Source organism: Bacillus sp. EKM208B, assembly GCF_011800725.1.
In the GTDB taxonomy this organism is placed as follows: domain Bacteria; phylum Bacillota; class Bacilli; order Bacillales; family Bacillaceae; genus Bacillus; species Bacillus velezensis.
In genome coordinates this window covers 1-19,901 of record NZ_JAANHO010000013.1, presented here as the reverse complement: position 1 = coordinate 19,901, position 19,901 = coordinate 1, and the positions used below count along the sequence as shown (strand labels likewise).

Here is a 19,901-nt window from a genome sequence, read left to right as displayed (position 1 = left end):
TTTTCCTCAAAAAATCGTGTCTTGACAACGGGGGCATTATTGAGTGTTTTTTTAAGTGATTCTGATTATTACTATCCAACCCGAAGGCTAAGGGCGGTGGGTTTAAACCACGACCTTTGAGCTGGAAAAATTTTAAGAATTTTGTTGATATAATCCTTAAATATAATATAATAGAATTATAGAAGCCAATATACATAAATAATTCTCAACATAAATTTTAATATTAAAGAGGCAAGATCAAGACGTTGCATCAATTGTAACAAAGATAATATCGCAGCATAAAAACAATAACTTTTTAAGAGGTGCAATATGAAACCCTATACAAAATCAGTATTAGAGGATGGAGTTAATATAACACTTGATCAATTACTTGGAATTTATGCTAACGAGAAATCAAGGGGAGTTTACTTTACTCAATCCGATGGCTCTGAATTGTTTGAGTCTTATGAAAGTCTTTATTTTAATGCCAAATCCATCTTAGGGGCACTACAAAAGCAGGGATTTCAGAAGGGCTCTTATATTATCTTTCAGACAAACAATAATTTATTCTTTATAAGGTTGTTTTGGGGTTGTATTTTAGGAGGCATGATCCCCGTTCCTCTGTCTGTACCGCTAATTGCATCGCCTGACACTGAAGCTTTCAAGAAGTTAGTGAAAGTAAGTGAGCAGTTGCCGAATGCGTGGATAATTACTGATGAAAGAAATTTAAATACGTTTAGAGAAAGTTATGAAGCCAATAATTTGAAATACTTAGAGTATGAAACCTTAGCATGTAATATGGAAGAGGGGCAATGCGTTACAGTAGATTGTCAGGACTTAGCGTATATACAATATTCGTCTGGCAGCACAGGTAACCCTAAAGGAGTAAAATTAACACATGAAAATCTAGTTTATAATTTGGCACAGATAGTAGATCGTTTGAAACTAGACACAAATGATGTCATGGCTAGTTGGTTACCATTGACACATGATATGGGCTTGATCGGTTATCATTTAACTCCGATATTTGCGGGTATATCTCATTCCCTTCTAAATTCGGGTACATTTTTAAAGAAATCTTGGCTATATCTTCAAAAATGTGCGCAATTAAAAGCAACGGTGCTTGTAAGTCCGAATTTTGGATTAGACTGGATGATAAAGACTGTAAAGGATTCACATTTAGAAAATATTGATTTATCTAGTGTGCGAAACATAATGTGTGGTGCAGAACCAATATCAATGGATACCATTAGACGATTTTATGAAAAATTCTCGTCTTCTGGCTTGCGTGAAAATACGATCCATCAAGTCTATGGTATGGCAGAAGCTAGTCTGGCTGTTACTATTCCTGAAGAAGGACATAATAGAAGTGTATGTATTAACCGTCATAAAGCTCGTATTGGTCAAGAAGTGGAGTATATAGAAACGAAGGAGCCAAATGCAGCAGAGTTTGCCATAGTAGGAGAACCATTATATGAATTAGAAATATTGATTGTAGATGATGAAGACCACATCTTAGGGGAAAATTACATAGGCAATATAGTGATCAAGGGGAAAAATGTATTTGAGGGATATATGAATCATGATAGTTCCCCTTTTAATGAACAGGGCTTCTTCTGTACAGGAGATTTAGGACTTTTACGCAATGGAGAACTCATTGTAATGGGCAGAAAGAAGGATATTCTGTTTGTAAATGGTCAGAATTATTATGCTAGCGATATAGAAAATATGTTAACATTGGCGATCCCAGAGTTGTCTCAAGTCGTTGTGTGTGGTGTTCGCAATCCGTCATCGATCAGGGATGAAATTATAGTATTTGTACATAATCGAAAAGATGCCAAGGCATTTTTGCCACTTGCCCATCAAGTGCAGGATATGGTATTAGAACGGGTTGGAATAGCTGCAGATTATGTAATTCCAATAAAAACGATACCGAAAACAACAAGTGGAAAGGTGCAACGTTTTCTTTTAATAGAGCGATTTGAGAATCATGAGTTTGATGATGTTATCGCAATAGCTCCATATTATTATGAGAGTAGCAAGGAATCTGCAAAGAAGCCAGCATGGAACAAAGCGGAGATTGAAAATCAAATCGTTGAAATTGCAAAAGAAGTATTCTCTATCCCTTCTTTGAAAGTAGACGATACGATTTCTCGGATGGGAGTTAGTTCGTTAACGTTGATTCGTTTCCAGGATGAAATCAATCAACGATTTCAAGTTGAAATCCCCATTGTAAGCCTTTTCAAAATGTCTACTCTAGAACAAATAATTACGATTGTAGGGGAACAACTACAGGTAGAGGATGTCCAAACATCTGAATTAACAGGGAATAAAGACATGTGGTATGAGCCATTTCCGGTAACAGAAATACAAGGAGCCTATTTAGTTGGAAGACAAAATATTATGGAAATGGGCAACATCTCCACACATGCCTATTATGAGTTTGAAACAGAATTAGATATTAAACGCTTAAACGATGCATTGAATCGAGTTTTAGAGCGTCAGCTTATGCTGCGTACTATTTTTGATGATACAGGAATGCAAAAAGTTCGGCGTTCTAATTCTTCTTATGATATTTGTATTGAAGATTTACAAGACTTGTCTTTAGAGGATCAACAAAAACGTATATTGGAAAAAAGAAATCACAGGTCACATTTTGTTTTTCAACAAGATCATTGGCCATTATTTGAGTTGTCTGCATTTATTCTTGGCGAGAAGAAAAATTATCTCTTCCTGGATATTGACTTATTAATTGCTGATGGAGGCAGTTTATTAATTTTAATACAAGAGATAATGGATTATTATGAGAAACCGAATATGGAGATTGAACCTTTAACCTTTCAATTTTCAGATTATGTAAGGGCATTGGAGAGCTTTCGTGAATCTTCCGCCTATCAAAAAGCTCAAGACTATTGGCAAGCCAAAATAGAGGATTTTCCCTATGCACCTCAGCTACCATTAGTTTGTGAGCCAGAATTCATAGAGAGACCAATATTTCAGCGCATGGAGAAGAGTCTGACAACTCATGAATGGAATGTTGTGAAAGGCTTAGCAGCTCAGTATGGTGTAACACCATCTGTATTCTTATGTACAATTTATGCGGAAGTTTTGGGCAAATGGAGCAATCAATCCAGAATGGCACTTAATTTAACTTTATTTAATCGGCAGTCCTTTCATCCAGACGTAATGAAGTTAATTGGAGATTTCACATCAGTTTTACTGTTAGATATTGATTTGTCTGTTCATAGTGCTTTTTGGGAGAGAGCATCTATGGTTCAAGATATATTATTTGAAGCAGTAGACCATCGTTTTTATAGTGGTGTTGATGTTATACGAAATATTGCAAGTAAGAGAGAAATGACTAGTAAAGCGATTATGCCAATTGTATTTACTAGTATGTTATTCGATAAATCGGAATTTACAGATGTTCTGCCAAAATTAGGAAAAATAAAATACGGAATAAGCCAGACCCCTCAAGTATTTTTAGATTTCCAAGTCACGGAAAGAGACGGACAATTAATGATGACTTGGGATTATGCGAAGGATCTGTTTGATGAAGATATGATCAGTGCCATGTTTGAAACGTATCAACTTCGATTGCAGCAAGTTATAGACAATAATCTTTCATCTATGCCGCTGCCTGTAACACAGTCTGAACTACTGCTTGATTACAATGATACACAAGGAGATTATGAAGGGGATTTACTGCAAAGATTAATAGACCAGCAATGCCAGAAGACGCCAGATGCTATTGCAGTCAAATTAGGACAAGATACATTGACCTATGGCGAGTTGGCGAGAAAATCCAATCAGGTCGCTCGCTATTTAGCAGAACAAAACTATGCGCACAATTCTTATATTGGAGTTTGGGCAGAGAGACGAATCGAGACCATTGTAAATACGGTGGGTATTTTAAAAGCCGGCCATGCTTATATTCCTGTGAATCCGGAACATCCTGAGGAAAGAATAAAATATATCGTGGAACATAGTGATATCAAGCTGATGATTCATCCGGATTTATATGAAAAAGAGAACCTGTCCACCTATAACGATGGCGCCTTAGAACTGTTAGAAGGCTGCCAGCAGGATAAAGCCTATGCTATCTATACGTCAGGAAGTACTGGACATCCTAAGGGTGTTGTGATCACCCATGAGGCAGTAGTGAATACACTATTAGATATTAATGAGAGATTCAAAGTAGGCAGCGAAGATAAAATCATTGCCCTATCATCGATGAGCTTTGATTTATCTGTCTATGATATTTTTGGAGCACTCATTAGTGGAGCCCAGTTAGTATTAATTCCAGATCTTTTAGATATGAGTAGCATTCACCAGATCATGATCGAAGAAGAAATCACGATATGGAATTCGGTTCCGGCCATTATGGATATGTATCTGGAAAGCACAAAACAAGACACAGTGCGGAGATCTGCAGCAGAGCGCTTACGTATGGTGATGCTAAGTGGAGACTGGATTTCTCTTGGTTTGCCGGAGAAAATCAAAACAAGAATGCCAAAAGCACAAGTGATCGGGTTAGGTGGAGCAACGGAAGGCTCTATATGGTCCATCTATTTCCCAATCACAGAAGTGAAGCCAGAGTGGAAAAGTATCCCTTATGGATATCCGTTGAAAAATCAACAAATTTACGTACTGGATGATTGTGGAGAAGAATGCCCGGTAGGCGTTCCAGGAGAACTGCATATTGGTGGAAAAGGAGTCGCCGCAGGTTATCTCAATGAAGAAGAGAAGACGAAGGCCGCCTTTATCAACCATAGATTAGGGTATCTGTACAAAACAGGTGATTATGGTGTCATGCGTCAGGAAGGATATGTAGACTTCCTTGGAAGAAAAGATAGTCAAGTAAAGATACGTGGACATCGTGTCGAACTGGGAGAAATAGAACACTGTATCAATCATTTGCCAAATATTCACCAGTCCGTAGTCGCTGATTATAGTGATTCACATGGAGAGAAGCAGCTGTGTGGGTATATTGTTGCAGATGAGACAGTAGAATTGGCAGAAATAAAAAGAGAGTTAGCAAAATATCTGCCTGATTATATGATCCCGGCACAATTCATACAGGTAGATGAGATTCCACTATCTGCAAATGGTAAGGTAGATCGTAAATTATTGCCGAACCCGGAAAAATATATTGAAGAAAGTAAGATGATAAGGGGTTATGAGGCACCAAAGACCCAGACGGAAAAATTGGTAGTAGAGGCATTTGAACATGTACTTGGTATGGAAAGAGTAAGTGTAAATGACAATTTCTTTGATTTGGGTGGAGATTCGATTAAGGCTATCCATATTCTAAACAAGATAAGAGAAGCTGGATACGATAGCTCCATGCGAAATCTTTTGATGGAGAGAACACCGAAGCTAATAGCCATGAATTTATCCACGAAAAAAGAAATTATACCTGCGGAGCAAGGAGAAATAAGTGGTGAGATTTCACTGACACCAATTCAAAACTACTTCTTCGCACAAAATATGATGAATCCTGAACATTTTAATGTATGCCAAGTGTTTAAGGTTCGTGAAAAACTAAATGTCCTGGCACTACAAAAAGCTTTGTCTGCGTTAGTACAGCATCATGATATGTTGAGAGCTACGTACAAAGATAAGAAACAGGTTATAGGGAAAGTAGAAGATAAGAAATGGTACGGCTTTACAACAATAGCATGTGAATCTGAAGAGATTCAGGAAAAAATTAAGACAACGAAAGTAAAGATGGATTTGGCGGAAGGACCATTATTGCAGGCTGTTTTATTTAGTACGCCGGAGCAAGATTATATGATGTTGCTAGCTCATCATATGATAATGGATGTGATTTCCTGGCGAATTTTAAGTGAGGATTTGGAGAAGGGCTACTCTCAAGCTTTGAATCAGAAAGAGATAACATTACCAGCTAAAACCGTTTCCTTTAAAGTATGGAGCGAAGGATTAGCTCGTTACAGCCAGAGTGAAAAGTTAAAGAGAAGGATAGCTTACTGGTCAGAGTTAGAAAATAAATTGGTTGATGGCAAGTTAAAAGAAGATAGCACTGATGATAAATTCGAACCAAAGACAGCCGTGGTATGTCTTAATTCCACGATCACAGAAAAGTTATTAAAAGAAAGTGCACATGCTTATAATACAGAGATTAATGACTTACTTGTAACAGCACTGGGACGTGCGGTAAACAAAGTAACAGGTCAGAGAACGCTTGCTATACAGATGGAAGGACATGGTCGTGAAGAAACAGTAGGGTCTTTTGATTTAGGTAGGACAATAGGATGGTTCACTAGTATATATCCCGTAGTTTTAGAAGAGTTAGGCACTAATATTGCTCAGGATATTCGAAATACGAAAGAGAACCTACGACGTGTGCCAGCACATGGAATTGATTATGGCCTCATAAAGTATGCAGACATGGTTAATTCAGAAGAAATGGATGTGGAAGTGGCACCAGATATATCATTTAATTATCTTGGAGAACTAGGAACAAAGAAAGAATCTGGCGATCCATATTTTGAGTTTTCACAACTGGGTTATGGACAGGATACGGATCCTCGCAATCAATTTGGACCATCCATTAACGTCATAGGTCATGTGCAAAATGGTAGTTTATCTATGACAGTAACCTGCAACAGCAGTCGTTATTTAGCTGAGAGAATTGAGCAAATAGGAAAAGCATATGAAGAAGAACTGATAGCGGTCGCAGAACATTGCTCCCATGCACAGAAGAGTGAGTCAACGGCAAGTGATTTTGGTGAGAGGGTATGGAAAGATAGCGAATTTTGTTATGTACAGGAAGCTGCCAAAAACCGCGGCGAAGAAGTTCAACGTATCTATCCTTTGGCTCCTGTGCAAGAGGGAATGCTCTATGAGAAGCTTTTGGATGAATCCTCTACGAAGTATGTTGTTCAGCAGACGTTGCGATTGACGGAAGTAGATGTAGAGAAGATGCACAAAGCTTTTGAATCTCTAGCAACACAGCATGATATTTTACGTACAAAGATCTGTTATCGGGGAGTAAGTGTGCCAAGACAAGTTGTATTGAAAGAAAGAAATCTGGAATTTAATTATATGGAAGTAGATAATGAATCCGATTATCTTGATTTAAAGGAACAAGATGTAAAACGTGGATTTGATTTAGAAGAAGATACACTAGTTCGTATGAATCTGATAAAAATAAACAATAGTGGATATCGGTTGATCATGACGAACCATCATATTATTTTAGATGGTTGGTGTTTGCCAATTTTGCGTAGAGATTTGTTTAATGCGTATATGGCAACAGACGAAGAGTGTTTAAAAATACCTAATAAGACTGCTTCTAATAAAATGGGCAGCTATGAAAAATTTGTAGATTATATAAATGAAAAAGATAAAGAGCCGAGCCTTAAATATTGGGAAGACCTTCTTCAAGGATATGAGACAAGGGCTGATATTCTACCTATGGGTCGTCCAGAAGAAACAGAAGAAGAGAGTCAGAGTCAAGAGTTTAAGTTAAGCTTGGAGGTAACCGAACAAGCAGAAGCGGTATGTGCCAAGTACGATGTAACATTGAACACGCTAGTAGAAGCTTGTTGGGGCGTTTTATTGGAAAAATACAACTCAACCAATGATGTCGTTTTTGGAAAGGTTGTATCTGGTAGAAATGCAGAGATTGAAGGTATTGAAGAAATCGTTGGTTTATTTATCAATACAATACCTGTACGTATATCGACAACAAACGAAGACACATTTGCCGATTTGTTGAAATCATTACAGGACCAAGCAATTGCTGCAAATGATCACGATTTTCTTCCTTTAGCAGAAATACAGAATCGTACTTTATTAGGAAGGAATCTAATTGGAACCTTATTCTTCTTTGAAGGCTATCAAGGAACAAGTATCAATATTGATGGCAAATTAAATGTGGAATCTGAATATTACCGCGAACAAATCGGGTATGACTTGGGAATGACAGCATTTAAGAGTGATCGTCTTCATTTTAGAATTCTATTCAGTACAAAGCTATATAACAAGGAAGAAATAAACATTATCGGTTCCCATTTGCAAAGACTTATGGAACAAGCAATTGCAGCACCACACACGAAATTAACCGAATTAGGCATGACAAATGAAGCGGAAGAAATGAAAGAATTAGTACAGTTTAACGCAACGGATCGTGACTATCCAAGAGACAAGACCATTGTCCAATTATTTGAGGAACAAGTAGCAAGAACACCCCATAATACAGCAGTGGTATGCGGGAATGAGCAATTGAGTTACGCTGAATTAAATGCTCGTGCCAATAAACTTGCATTAAGGTTACGACGGGAATACCATGTCCAGCCTGATGATTTTGTTGCGATTATAGCAGAAAGAAGTATTGAGATGGTGGTCGGATTATATGCCATCCTGAAGTCGGGTGCAGCATATGTACCAATTGACCCGTTTTATCCAGAAGAACGCATCGAGTATATATTGGAAGATAGCCAGCCGAAAGCGGTTTTAATTGGTCATGGAAAGTATAATATTTCCCCTGAAAAGGTTGTCGACTTATATAGTGCAAGCAATTATGAAGAAGGTGCAGAGAATCCTGAACATGTAAATACTCCTCATGATCTTATTTATCTGGTTTATACATCGGGTACAACAGGAAAACCAAAAGGAGTTATGGTAGAGCATCGGAATATAGTCAATCAGCAGATGTGGACACAAAGAGAATATCCATTACACGAGGGAGAATCTCTTTTAATGAAGACCACTTGTGCCTTTGATGTTTTTGCCTGGGAAGTATTTTGGTGGATGTTAGCGGGTGGTAAACTTGTTATTTTGCAACAAGGAGAAGAAAGTCAAAGTGATAAGATCATCAAGGTAATTCAGGATTATAAAGTCAATGCAATCCAGTTCGTTCCTTCAATGTTCAATATGTTCTTAGAAGAATTAGATATGAGCAAAGAGAGAATAAATACGCTACGTTATATCATTAATATTGGTGAGAAACTGAATGCAGAAAGTGTGAGACATTATAATCAATTAAGGGAAAAAGGACAAGTAAGAGCAGAACTACTGAATCTCTATGGTCCAGCAGAAACTACAGTTAATTCCAGTGGATATCATTGTCCAACAGACTTAAATGTAGATAAAGTATGGATTGGTAAGCCTATTAGTAATACACAAATTTATATATTATCAAATGAAAAAATAGCCGGAATAGGTGTACCAGGGGAATTATGTATTGCAGGAGAAAGTGTGTCGCGTGGATACTTAAATCGTGAAGAATTGACAGCACAGAAATTTATTAAAAATCCTTTTGGTTCAGGAATGATGTATAAAACAGGTGATCTGGCACGGTGGATACCGGATGGAAATATTGAGTACCTTGGCCGTATAGATGATCAGGTTAAGATAAGAGGTTTCAGAATCGAACCAGGAGAAATTGAAAGTACTTTGATGGAACTCGAAGGAGTTAGTGGAGCAGCCGTTGTAGTACGACAAGACAAGCAAGGAGAAAAATATCTGTGTGCTTATGTAGTGGTTCATACAGAAGTAGAAAAATTAGACGAAGATACAATCAAGAGTGAATTACGCAAGAAGTTACCAGACTATATGGTTCCTTTATATATTATTCGAATTGACCAAATTCCATTAAGTCATAATGGAAAGCTGGACAAAGCGGCACTACCAGAACCAGAATACAAGTCTAAGGAATATGCAGCACCAACAAATAGAGAAGAGAAGTTAGTAGTTGAAGCATTTGAGAAAATCCTAGGAGTAACAGAAATTAGTGTCCATGATAGCTTTTTTGACTTGGGTGGTCATTCACTGAAAGTTACATTATTGTGTAATGAATTAGAAAAGACAATCGGTATAAAACTGAAGCTTAGTGAAATATTTGCTTTATCTACACCCAAACGTATTGCAGAAAGAATTGGAAGTTTACAATATGATAGTTTTTCGGAAATACCGAAAATAGCTAAAGCAGAGTTCTATCCTATGAGTTCTGTTCAAAAGCGACTTTATCTTCTCAATGAGATAGTAGGTCCTAGTATTTCCTATAACATTTCGAATGTCATAAAATATGAAAACACTCTGGATAAAGAGCAGCTACAGGGAGCGTTAGATAAACTCTTAGAGAGAGAAGAAGTATTGAGAACCAGCTTCCATCTTATTAATGGAGAGCCAGTTCAAGTGATTCAACCAGATGCGAGAGTAGTATTAGAATACAAAGAAGCAGATACACTAGATATTCAAGATGAATATGATCGTTTTGTTTGCCCATTTGATTTATCCAAAGCACCTTTGATGCGGGTTAAGTTACTACAGACGCCACAAGCTTCATACTTGATGCTGGATATTCATCATATTGTTTCTGATGGAGAAAGTCTGCCTATTATGATGAACTGGATAAGCGAGTTATATGAAGGAAATACTTTATCAATGCCAAGGGTTCATTATAAAGATTTCTCTGCTTGGCAAATGACTCAGGATATTACGAAGCAGGCGGCATATTGGAAGAACGAGTTCTCAGGCGAAATTCCAATACTAAATTTGAATACAGATTTCCAACGTCCTAAGAAAAAGAGCTTCAATGGAGCCGACGTAAAAACTAAGATTGAAGAACCAGTTTTTATGGAAATAAAAGAATTAGCGAAGAAGCATGGTGCTACGGAATTCATGATTATGTTATCAACCTTTATGCTTCTATTGAGCAAGTACAGTCAACAGGAAGAAATTATAGTCGGAACTCCTGTATCAGGTAGAACCCACGTTGATACACAAGACATGCTGGGGATGTTTGTAAACTCCTTGGCTATCAAAGGAAATGTGAAACAAGAGGAGAGTTTTGAACAAGTATTGCTAGGAGTAAAAGAAAAATGTCTTCTTGCGTACGATAATCAGGACTTTCAATATGAAGACTTGGTTGAGGCAGTAGATGTAAAGAGAGATTTATCAAGAAATCCATTATTTGATGTAATGTTTATGATGCCAGAGAGTGAAATTATGTCTGGTTCAAAGAGCATTATGAGTGGAACATGGGTACCAATGGAAGGAAAAGTAGCTAAGTTTGATCTGAATTTAATGGTAATACACACATCAGAGGGTTATGTGGTCAATTTAGAGTATTCTACAGATTTATTTAAACAGGAAACGATAAAGCAAATGTTGGATGATTATGTTTCATTGCTTTCAGAAGTTGTCAAGAATCCAGAAGATCGTTTGCAAAAGCTACTTAAGAAAGAGGATGTTAAGAAAGAGGAGAAAGATTCGACCCAAGCAGAGCTTGATAATCATGCCAATCTTTTGGCACGGCAAGTTTCAGATTTGATGAAAGCATTGCATCAAAGAGATCAAGCCTACTGGAAGAAGAAAGTAGGTGATTTCCCGGATGCACCACAGTTACCGCTTCTTTCTAATGGGAGTGCTGTAAACAACGCAACAGTAAAACGTTTAGAAACGAAAATTTCTGCAAAAGACTGGGCGATTGTGAGAAACAAAGCTTTGGATAACAGAATTGCACCATCTGCGTTATTGTGCACAATATATGCGGAAGTTCTATTTAAATGGAGCAATCAATCCAATATGGCACTTAGCTTAAATCTGTTTAGTAATCAGCCTTTTCATCAAGATGGAATGTCGCTGATGGGGGATTTTGTATCAAAATTGTTGTTGGATATCGATTTATCATCTCACAGACCATTTTGGGAAAGAACTACTGAGATTCAGAATCGGTTATTTGAAGCGTTAAACCACAGATTTTACAGTGGGGTTGATTTCCTGCGTGATCTGGCTGAACATCGTGGTCAAGAAGCTCAAGCTATAATGCCAATTATATTTACAAGCATGCTTCGTGGCGAAGTGGATTCTTTCAATGCCAATATAGGTAGTAGGGGAGAATTGAAATACGGAATAAATCAGGCCCCTGAAGTATTTTTGGACTTCCAAGTTGCGGAAAGCGACGGACAATTAATGATGACTTGGGATTATGTGGAGGATTTGCTTGATGAAGATATGATCCGTGCCATGTTTGAAACGTATCAACTTCGATTGCAGCAAGTTATAGACAATAATCTTTCATCTATGCCGCTGCCTGTAACACAGTCTGAACTACTGCTTGATTACAATGATACACAAGGAGATTATGAAGGGGATTTACTGCAAAGATTAATAGACCGGCAATGTCAGAAGACGCCAGATGCTATTGCAGTCAAATTAGGACAGGATACATTGACCTATGGCGAGTTGGCGAGAAAATCCAATCAGGTCGCTCGTTATTTAGCAGAACAAAACTATGCGCACAATTCTTATATTGGAGTTTGGGCAGAGAGACGAATCGAGACCATTGTAAATACGGTGGCTATTTTAAAAGCCGGCCATGCTTATATTCCTGTGAACCCGGAACATCCTGAGGAAAGAATAGAATATATCGTGGAAAATAGTGATATCAAGCTCATGATTCATCCGGATTTATATGAAAAAGAGAACCTTTCCACCTATAACGATGGTGCCTTGGAATCGCTAGAAGGCTGCCAGCAGGATAGAGCCTATGCTATCTATACGTCAGGAAGTACTGGACAGCCTAAGGGCGTTGTGATCACCCATGAGGCAGTAGTGAATACACTATTAGATATTAATGAGAGATTCAAAGTAGGCAGCGAAGATAAAATCATTGCCCTATCATCGATGAGCTTTGATTTATCTGTCTATGATATTTTTGGAGCACTCATTAGTGGAGCCCAGTTAGTATTAATTCCCGATCTCTTAGATGTGGCCAGCATTCATCAGATCATGATCGAAGAAGAAATCACGATATGGAACTCGGTTCCGGCCATTATGGATATGTATCTGGAGAATACAAAACAAGATACAGTGCAGAGATCTGCAGCAGAACGCTTACGTAGGGTGATGCTAAGTGGAGACTGGATTTCTCTTGGTTTGCCGGAGAAAATCAAAACAAGAATGCCAAAAGCACAAGTCATCGGGTTAGGTGGAGCAACAGAAGGCACTATATGGTCCATCTATTTCCCAATCACAGAAGTGAAGCCGGAGTGGAAAAGTATCCCTTATGGCTATCCGTTGAAAAATCAACAAATTTATGTACTGGATGAATGGGGAGAGGAATGCCCGATAGGCGTTCCAGGAGAACTGCATATTGGTGGAAAAGGAGTCGCCGCAGGTTATCTCAATGAAGAAGAGAAGACGAAGGCCGCCTTTATCAACCATAGATTAGGGTATCTGTACAAAACAGGTGATTATGGTGTGATGCGTCGGGAAGGATATGTAGACTTCCTTGGAAGAAAAGACAGTCAAGTAAAGATACGTGGACATCGTGTCGAATTAGGAGAAATAGAACACTGTATCAATCATTTGCCCAATATTCACCAGTCCGTAGTCGCTGATTATAGTGATTCCCATGGAGAGAAGCAGCTGTGTGGGTATATTGTTGCAGATGAGACAGTAGAATTGGCAGAAATAAAAAGAGAGTTAGCCAAATATCTGCCTGATTATATGATCCCGGCACAATTCATACAGGTAGATGAGATTCCACTATCTGCAAATGGTAAGGTAGATCGTAAATTATTGCCGGACCCGGAAAAGAATATTGAAGAAAGTCAGATGATCAGGGGTTATGAGGCACCAAGGACCCAGACGGAGAAATTGGTAGTAGAGGCATTTGAATATGTACTTGGTGTGGATAGAGTAAGTGTAAACGACAATTTCTTTGATTTGGGTGGATACTCGCTTAATGTAATCCGGCTGTGTAATGAATTAGAGAAGAGTGCAGGGGTAAGGTTACCACTTAGAGAAATTTTTGATTTAGTTACACCAAAAAATATTGCAGAACAAATTAAAAACTCAAAGGTTGTAAATACGTTTGAAGAAATACCAGAAATAGCAGAAGCAGAAAGCTATTCTATAAGTTCAGCTCAAAAGAGACTTTATCTTTTAGACCAACTAACAGGTCCTGGTACAACTTATAATATTCCTTTAGTAATCAAGCTTAAAGTTAAACCAGACAATGAGCGACTTCAGAGAGCATTGGATCAATTAGTAGAGCAAGAGGAAATTTTGAGGACAAGCTTCCATATAGTGAATGGTGAGCCAATTCAAAAAATTTCTTCAGATGCAAGAATTGTGCTGGAGCACAGTGAAGTTAATACAGCAGATTCACAGTATATCCAGGATGAATATAATACTTTCGTCCAGCCATTTGACCTGTCAAAATCACCACTAATGCGTGCAAAAATACTGGATACTCCAAATGATTCATACTTATTTTTGGATATTCACCATATTTTATGTGACGCAGAAAGCATGCCGATTATGCTCTACAAAATACAAGAGTTATATGAAGGAAGAGAATTGTTAACACCACGAGTACAGTATAAAGACTTTTGTGTTTGGCAAAATGCTAGAGATATAACAGAACAGGCAGCGTACTGGAAGAAAGAATTTTCTGGTGATATACCAGTCCTGGATTTAATCATGGATTATCCACGCCCTCATAAACAAAGTTTTAGAGGTGCTAATTTCCGAACACAGGTAGAAGAAAACACGAGTATTCAAGTAAAAGAGTTAGCGAAGAAGTATGGTGCAACTGAGTTTATGGTTTTGTTATCCATCTTTTTCTCTATGTTAGGAAAATACAGTCGACAGGAAGAAATTATAGTAGGAACTCCAATATCGGGACGAAACCATACGGATACCCGAAATATGTTGGGCATGTTTGTAAACACTCTGGCAATCAAAGGGAATGTCTGCTCCGATGATTCATTTGAGGATGTATTATTAGGTATAAAAGAGAAATGTTTACAGGCGTACGATAACAAGGATTATCAGTTCGAGGATTTAGTTGAAGCAGTGGGAGTAAAGAGAGATTACTCAAGAAACCCAGTATTCGATGTGATGTTTGTATTGCAGGACGATGAGAGAGAGAGTTATTCGGATCGAATTCAATTTGGAACGAGGGAATCCGTTGAAGGAAGTATTTCTAAATTTGATCTTACCTTAACCATGATAAGTGATTCAGAAGGCTATAAGATTGATTTTGAATATTCTACAGACTTATTCAAACCAGAAACGATCGAGTACATGGCAAAACACTTCTTAACACTAATTGAAGGAGTTTTAATGTCTCCGGAAAAGAAGCTGCAGGATATTGCCATGGTAGATATGAACGAAGAAGCAAAAATATTGGATGAGTTCAATATGACGGATGCAGAATACCCTGATAATAAGACGATTGTGCAGTTACTTGAAGAGCAGGCTGCCAGAATACCTAATAGTATAGCAATTACATTTAATGGACAACAGCTGACCTATGCACAATTAAATGAACGGGCGAATGCTCTGGCAAGAAAACTTCGAATGGACTATAACATTCAACCCAATGACTTTGTGGTGATCTCAACAGAGAAGTGTTTGGAGATGGTGGTGGGTATATACGCTATTTTAAAGGCTGGAGCAGCTTACGTACCGGTTGATCCATCTTATCCAGAGGAAAGAATTAATTATATCATTAATGACTGTAAACCAAAGGTCGTATTATGCGGTACAAAAGAACCTGAAGCTGACATTCCTATCATGAATCTTCATGATGAGGCAAATTATAAAATGGAATGCAGTAACCTTGTCCATGTAAATCAATCAAGTGATTTGATGTATGTAATTTATACCTCTGGTACGACTGGCAGGCCTAAGGGTGTTATGGTTCAGCATGTAAATGTAGTGCGATTACTTAAGAATGACAAGTTTAAGCTTGATTTCTATGAAAATGATATTTGGGTTCAATTCCATTCTTATTGTTTTGATGTTTCGGTTTGGGAAATATTCGGATGCCTATTAAATGGAGCAAAGCTTGTAATTCCTTCTGAAGATACGGTAAAAGATGGATATGCTTTTGGAGAGCTTTTGCAAAAAGAAGCGGTAACAATCTTATGCCAGGTACCTTCGCCATTTTATGCGTTGATCGATGCAACGACAGGACAAACAATAAATAGTTTACGATATGTTATTTTTGCAGGAGAGGCACTTTATCCAACACATTTGAAGAAATGGCATGAGAACAATAGGCATTGTCGTCTGGTTAATATGTACGGGCCTACAGAGACCACGGTATACGCTACTTATCGCGATATTGATGCTGAAGCCATCGAGAGAGGAATTAGCGACATAGGAAAGCCACTTCCAACATTGAAGATTTATATGTTAAATGGAAATGAACTTTGTGGAATTGGAGTTCCAGGTGAGTTATGTATAACAGGTGAGGGTGTATCTCAAGGATATTTAAATCGACAAGACCTGACAGACGAGAAGTTTGTACACAACCCATTTGGATCCGGAAAGATGTATCGGACAGGTGATTTGGCACGTTGGTTACCTAACGGAAACATTGAATATATTGGACGGATGGATGACCAAGCAAAAATCAGAGGATATCGTATTGAACCACGAGAAGTAGAAAGCCGTTTATTGGAGCTTGAAGGCATAAATGAAGCTGTAGTCATAGTGCGAGAAGACAAAAGGAATGAGAAATTCCTGTGTGCCTATGTAATAACTGAGACAGAAATAGAAGAAAAGGACGTTAAGATCAAGTTAAGTAAAGTATTACCAGATTACATGGTGCCTGCACATATTATTTCGGTTGATGCGATTCCGCTGACAAGTAATGGGAAACTTGACAAAGCCTCATTACCACAGCCGCAGTATAAGTCAAAGGAATATATTGCACCACGAAATGAATATGAAACTCTGATCGTGCAGGCATTTGAGAACATTCTAGATATTGAAAAAGTCAGTGTAACTGATAGCTTCTTTGATCTAGGGGGATCGTCACTGAAAGCAGTGCTCTTGTGCAATGAATTGGAGAAGGCCATAGGAGTAAGATTGTCAATTAGAGATGTTTTTACTTTTGGTACGCCCGAGCAGATAGCGGGAAATATCGAGTCGATTGAGAGCGAGATGTTTGTGGCAATAGAACAAGCTTCAGCAGCTGAATACTACCCTACAAGTTCAGCTCAGAAACGACTCTATCTTCTGGACGAGATGACCGGACCTAATATTAACTACAACGTATCGGACGTTTATGCTTATGAAGAACCGCTGGATAAAGAAAGATTACAGAAGGCTTTGGATAAGCTGTTAAAGCAAGAAGAAATCTTGCGAACTAGTTTCCATGTTGTGGACGGTGAGCCTATTCAAACGATTTCTCCAGACGCAAGGGTTTTAATAGACTACAGCGAAGTGGACGAAATAGATGTACAAACAGAATACGATAAATTTATACAACCGTTTAATTTATCCGAAGCACCGTTGATGCGTGTGAAATTAATGAAGACAACAACGGCCTCCTATCTATTTGTTGATATTCATCACATTATATGTGATGGAGAAAGCCTGCCAGTTATACTGCATCAGGTGAACGAATTTTATGAAAATGATGAAACTGATCATGAATAAGAGGAGAACTTATGAATAAAAATTCTAACCGAATCCAGTATAAAGATTTCAGCGTATGGCAGAATTTTTATGATATCTCAAAACAGGAAGAATATTGGAGGAGGGAATTCGCTGGTGAAATTGCCAGGGTGGATTTGAAGACGGATTTCCTCCGTCCTCAAATCCAGTCTTTCAGGGGAGCCAATGTTGTAGCAAAGGTAAAAGAGCCATTAAGCTCAGGGGTTAAAAATCTAGCCCTAAAGCATGGTGCTACTGAATTTATGGTTACCCTATCTGTGTTCATTTTATTATTAGCCAAATATAGTCGCCAAAAGGATATTATTGTAGGAACTACCGTGTCAGGCCGAGTTCATGCAGATACTAAGGGTATGTTGGGGATGTTTGTCAATACTCTGGTGATCAAGGGAGAAATTAGTCCGGATGAGACCTTTGAGCATTTGATATTAGCTGTGAAGGAGAAGTGTCTGCAGGCTTATGATAACCAAGAATACCAATTTGAAGATTTAGTTGAAGCCGTAGAGAAGAAAAGAGATCTCTCAAGAAATCCGATATTTGATTTTATGTTCGGATTAAAAGAAAAGAAAAAACCGACGGAAATGCAAGGCCTATTGGGCGGAAAAAGTGCATTTATTAAAAGAAATGTTTCAAAGTTTGACTTATCCGTTCTGGTTGAATGTGTGTCAGAAGGGTATGAAATTGATTTTGAGTATTGCATAGATTTATTCAAACAAGAAACGATTGAATATATGGCAAGGCATTATGTAACGCTGCTTGAGGAAGCAGTAACACATCCAGAAAAAAAACTTAAAGATTTGCATATGCTTGATATCAGGGAACAAGAGAAGATATTGGTTGATTTCAATGCAACGAATGTAGAATACTCTCGAGAACAAACAGTTGTCAGCTTATTTGAGAATCAGGTAGAGAAAACAGCAGAACATATTGCACTTAAATTTGATGATAAACAGATGACATATGCCGAGCTGAATGAGAGAGCAAATCAGTTGGCGCGTACTCTTCGGGATTTAGGAGTAGTTCCAAACGATTTGGTGGCTCTAGTTACAGAGCGTAGCATGGAAATGATTGTAGGAATATTAGCAATCATCAAGGCAGGGGGAGCTTATGTACCCATCAATCCGGAATATCCAGATAATAGAATTCACTATATGCTGGAGGACAGTAGTCCAAAGATTGTATTGACGTATAAGAATAAGCTGCCAGGGAAGGTAGGGATTCCGGTATTAGATTTAGAAGATGAGAATAATTATGCTAATGAAACGGACAATCTTTTGCATGTTAACAGGTCTAATGATTTAGTGTATTGTATCTACACTTCTGGTACAACTGGAAACCCTAAAGGAGTTTTAATTGAACATCGAAATGTGGTCAATATGTGGGTCACATATAAGGAAACATTTGCACTGAACGACAAGGATACGGTGCTGCAATTTGCAAATGTATCTTTTGACCAAGCGGTGGGAGATATCTTCCCTGCACTATGCAATGGTGCGGCATTATGCATTGTACCAAAACATTTAACCTATGATATGGAGCAACTACAAAAATATATCGATCGAAATAATGTTACAACAGCTTCATTGACACCTAAGTTAATAGACGGGTTGTGTGTTGACGCATTACCGACGCTTCGTTTGCTGGAGTCAGGTGGAGAGGCAGGTCGTCTAGAAACTTTAAAAGAATGGGCGAAAAAGGTAGAAGTGCTAAACACATATGGTCCTACAGAATCTACTGTAAATGCAACTAGTTTTAGAGTGAATACAGACTCTACTTCCATTACCATTGGACGTCCGATTGCAAATACAAAGGTATATCTTCTAAATGAAATGGAGCTATGCGGTATTGGAATACCTGGCGAGTTGTGCATTGCAGGAGATGGTTTAGCAAGAGGTTATTTGAATCAGCCAGAATTGACAGATAAGAAGTTTATTCAAAATCCCTTCGGTGAGGGAAAACTGTACCGTACAGGAGATTTAGCACGTTGGCAGCCAGATGGAAATATAGAGTATTTAGGCCGTATAGATGAACAAGTGAAAGTCCGTGGTTACAGGATAGAGTTAGGGGAAATTGAAAGTGTATTAAGAAAACAGAGTAACATCACGGATGCTGTCGTTGTTGTAAAAGAAGTTGGAAACGATGAAATTCTCTGTGCATATCTCATTGGAGAGAAGGGTCAAGAATTAATTATACCCGAAATTAAGGAAGCGATAAGAGAAGAAGTAACAGAGTATATGATTCCTGCCTTTATGATACAGATCGATGAATTTCCACTAACCATAAATGGAAAGCTGGATAAAACTAGGTTGCCAGAGCCAGATATGTTAGAAAGCTCGAAATACGTACCACCAAGTAATAAGACGGAGCAAGCAATCGTAGATGTATTTGAGGAAATTCTAGGAATATCTCCAGTCGGCATAGAGGATAGTTTCTTTGAACTGGGAGGACATTCGTTAAAAGCGACGGCAGCCATT

General features: G+C 38.1%; 2 protein-coding genes. Both read left to right on the top strand.

Annotation, left to right across the window (positions count from 1 at the left end; all coding sequences use genetic code 11):
- The first annotated feature begins 309 nt into the window (after positions 1–309).
- On the top strand, positions 310–17,412 hold the full coding sequence (locus G9F75_RS17935) for a non-ribosomal peptide synthetase (protein WP_167409285.1): 17,103 nt from the start codon (positions 310–312) through the stop codon (positions 17,410–17,412).
- An 11-nt stretch (positions 17,413–17,423) separates the two neighbouring features.
- Positions 17,424–19,901: non-ribosomal peptide synthetase (locus tag G9F75_RS17930; protein ID WP_167409284.1), on the top strand; the 2,478-nt coding region annotated here is incomplete at its 3' end.

Bases quoted from the DNA above. Each gene is read 5' to 3' on its own strand.
- G9F75_RS17935 (WP_167409285.1), top strand. From the start codon at position 310: ATGAAACCCTATACAAAATCAGTATTAGAGGATGGAGTTAATATAACA.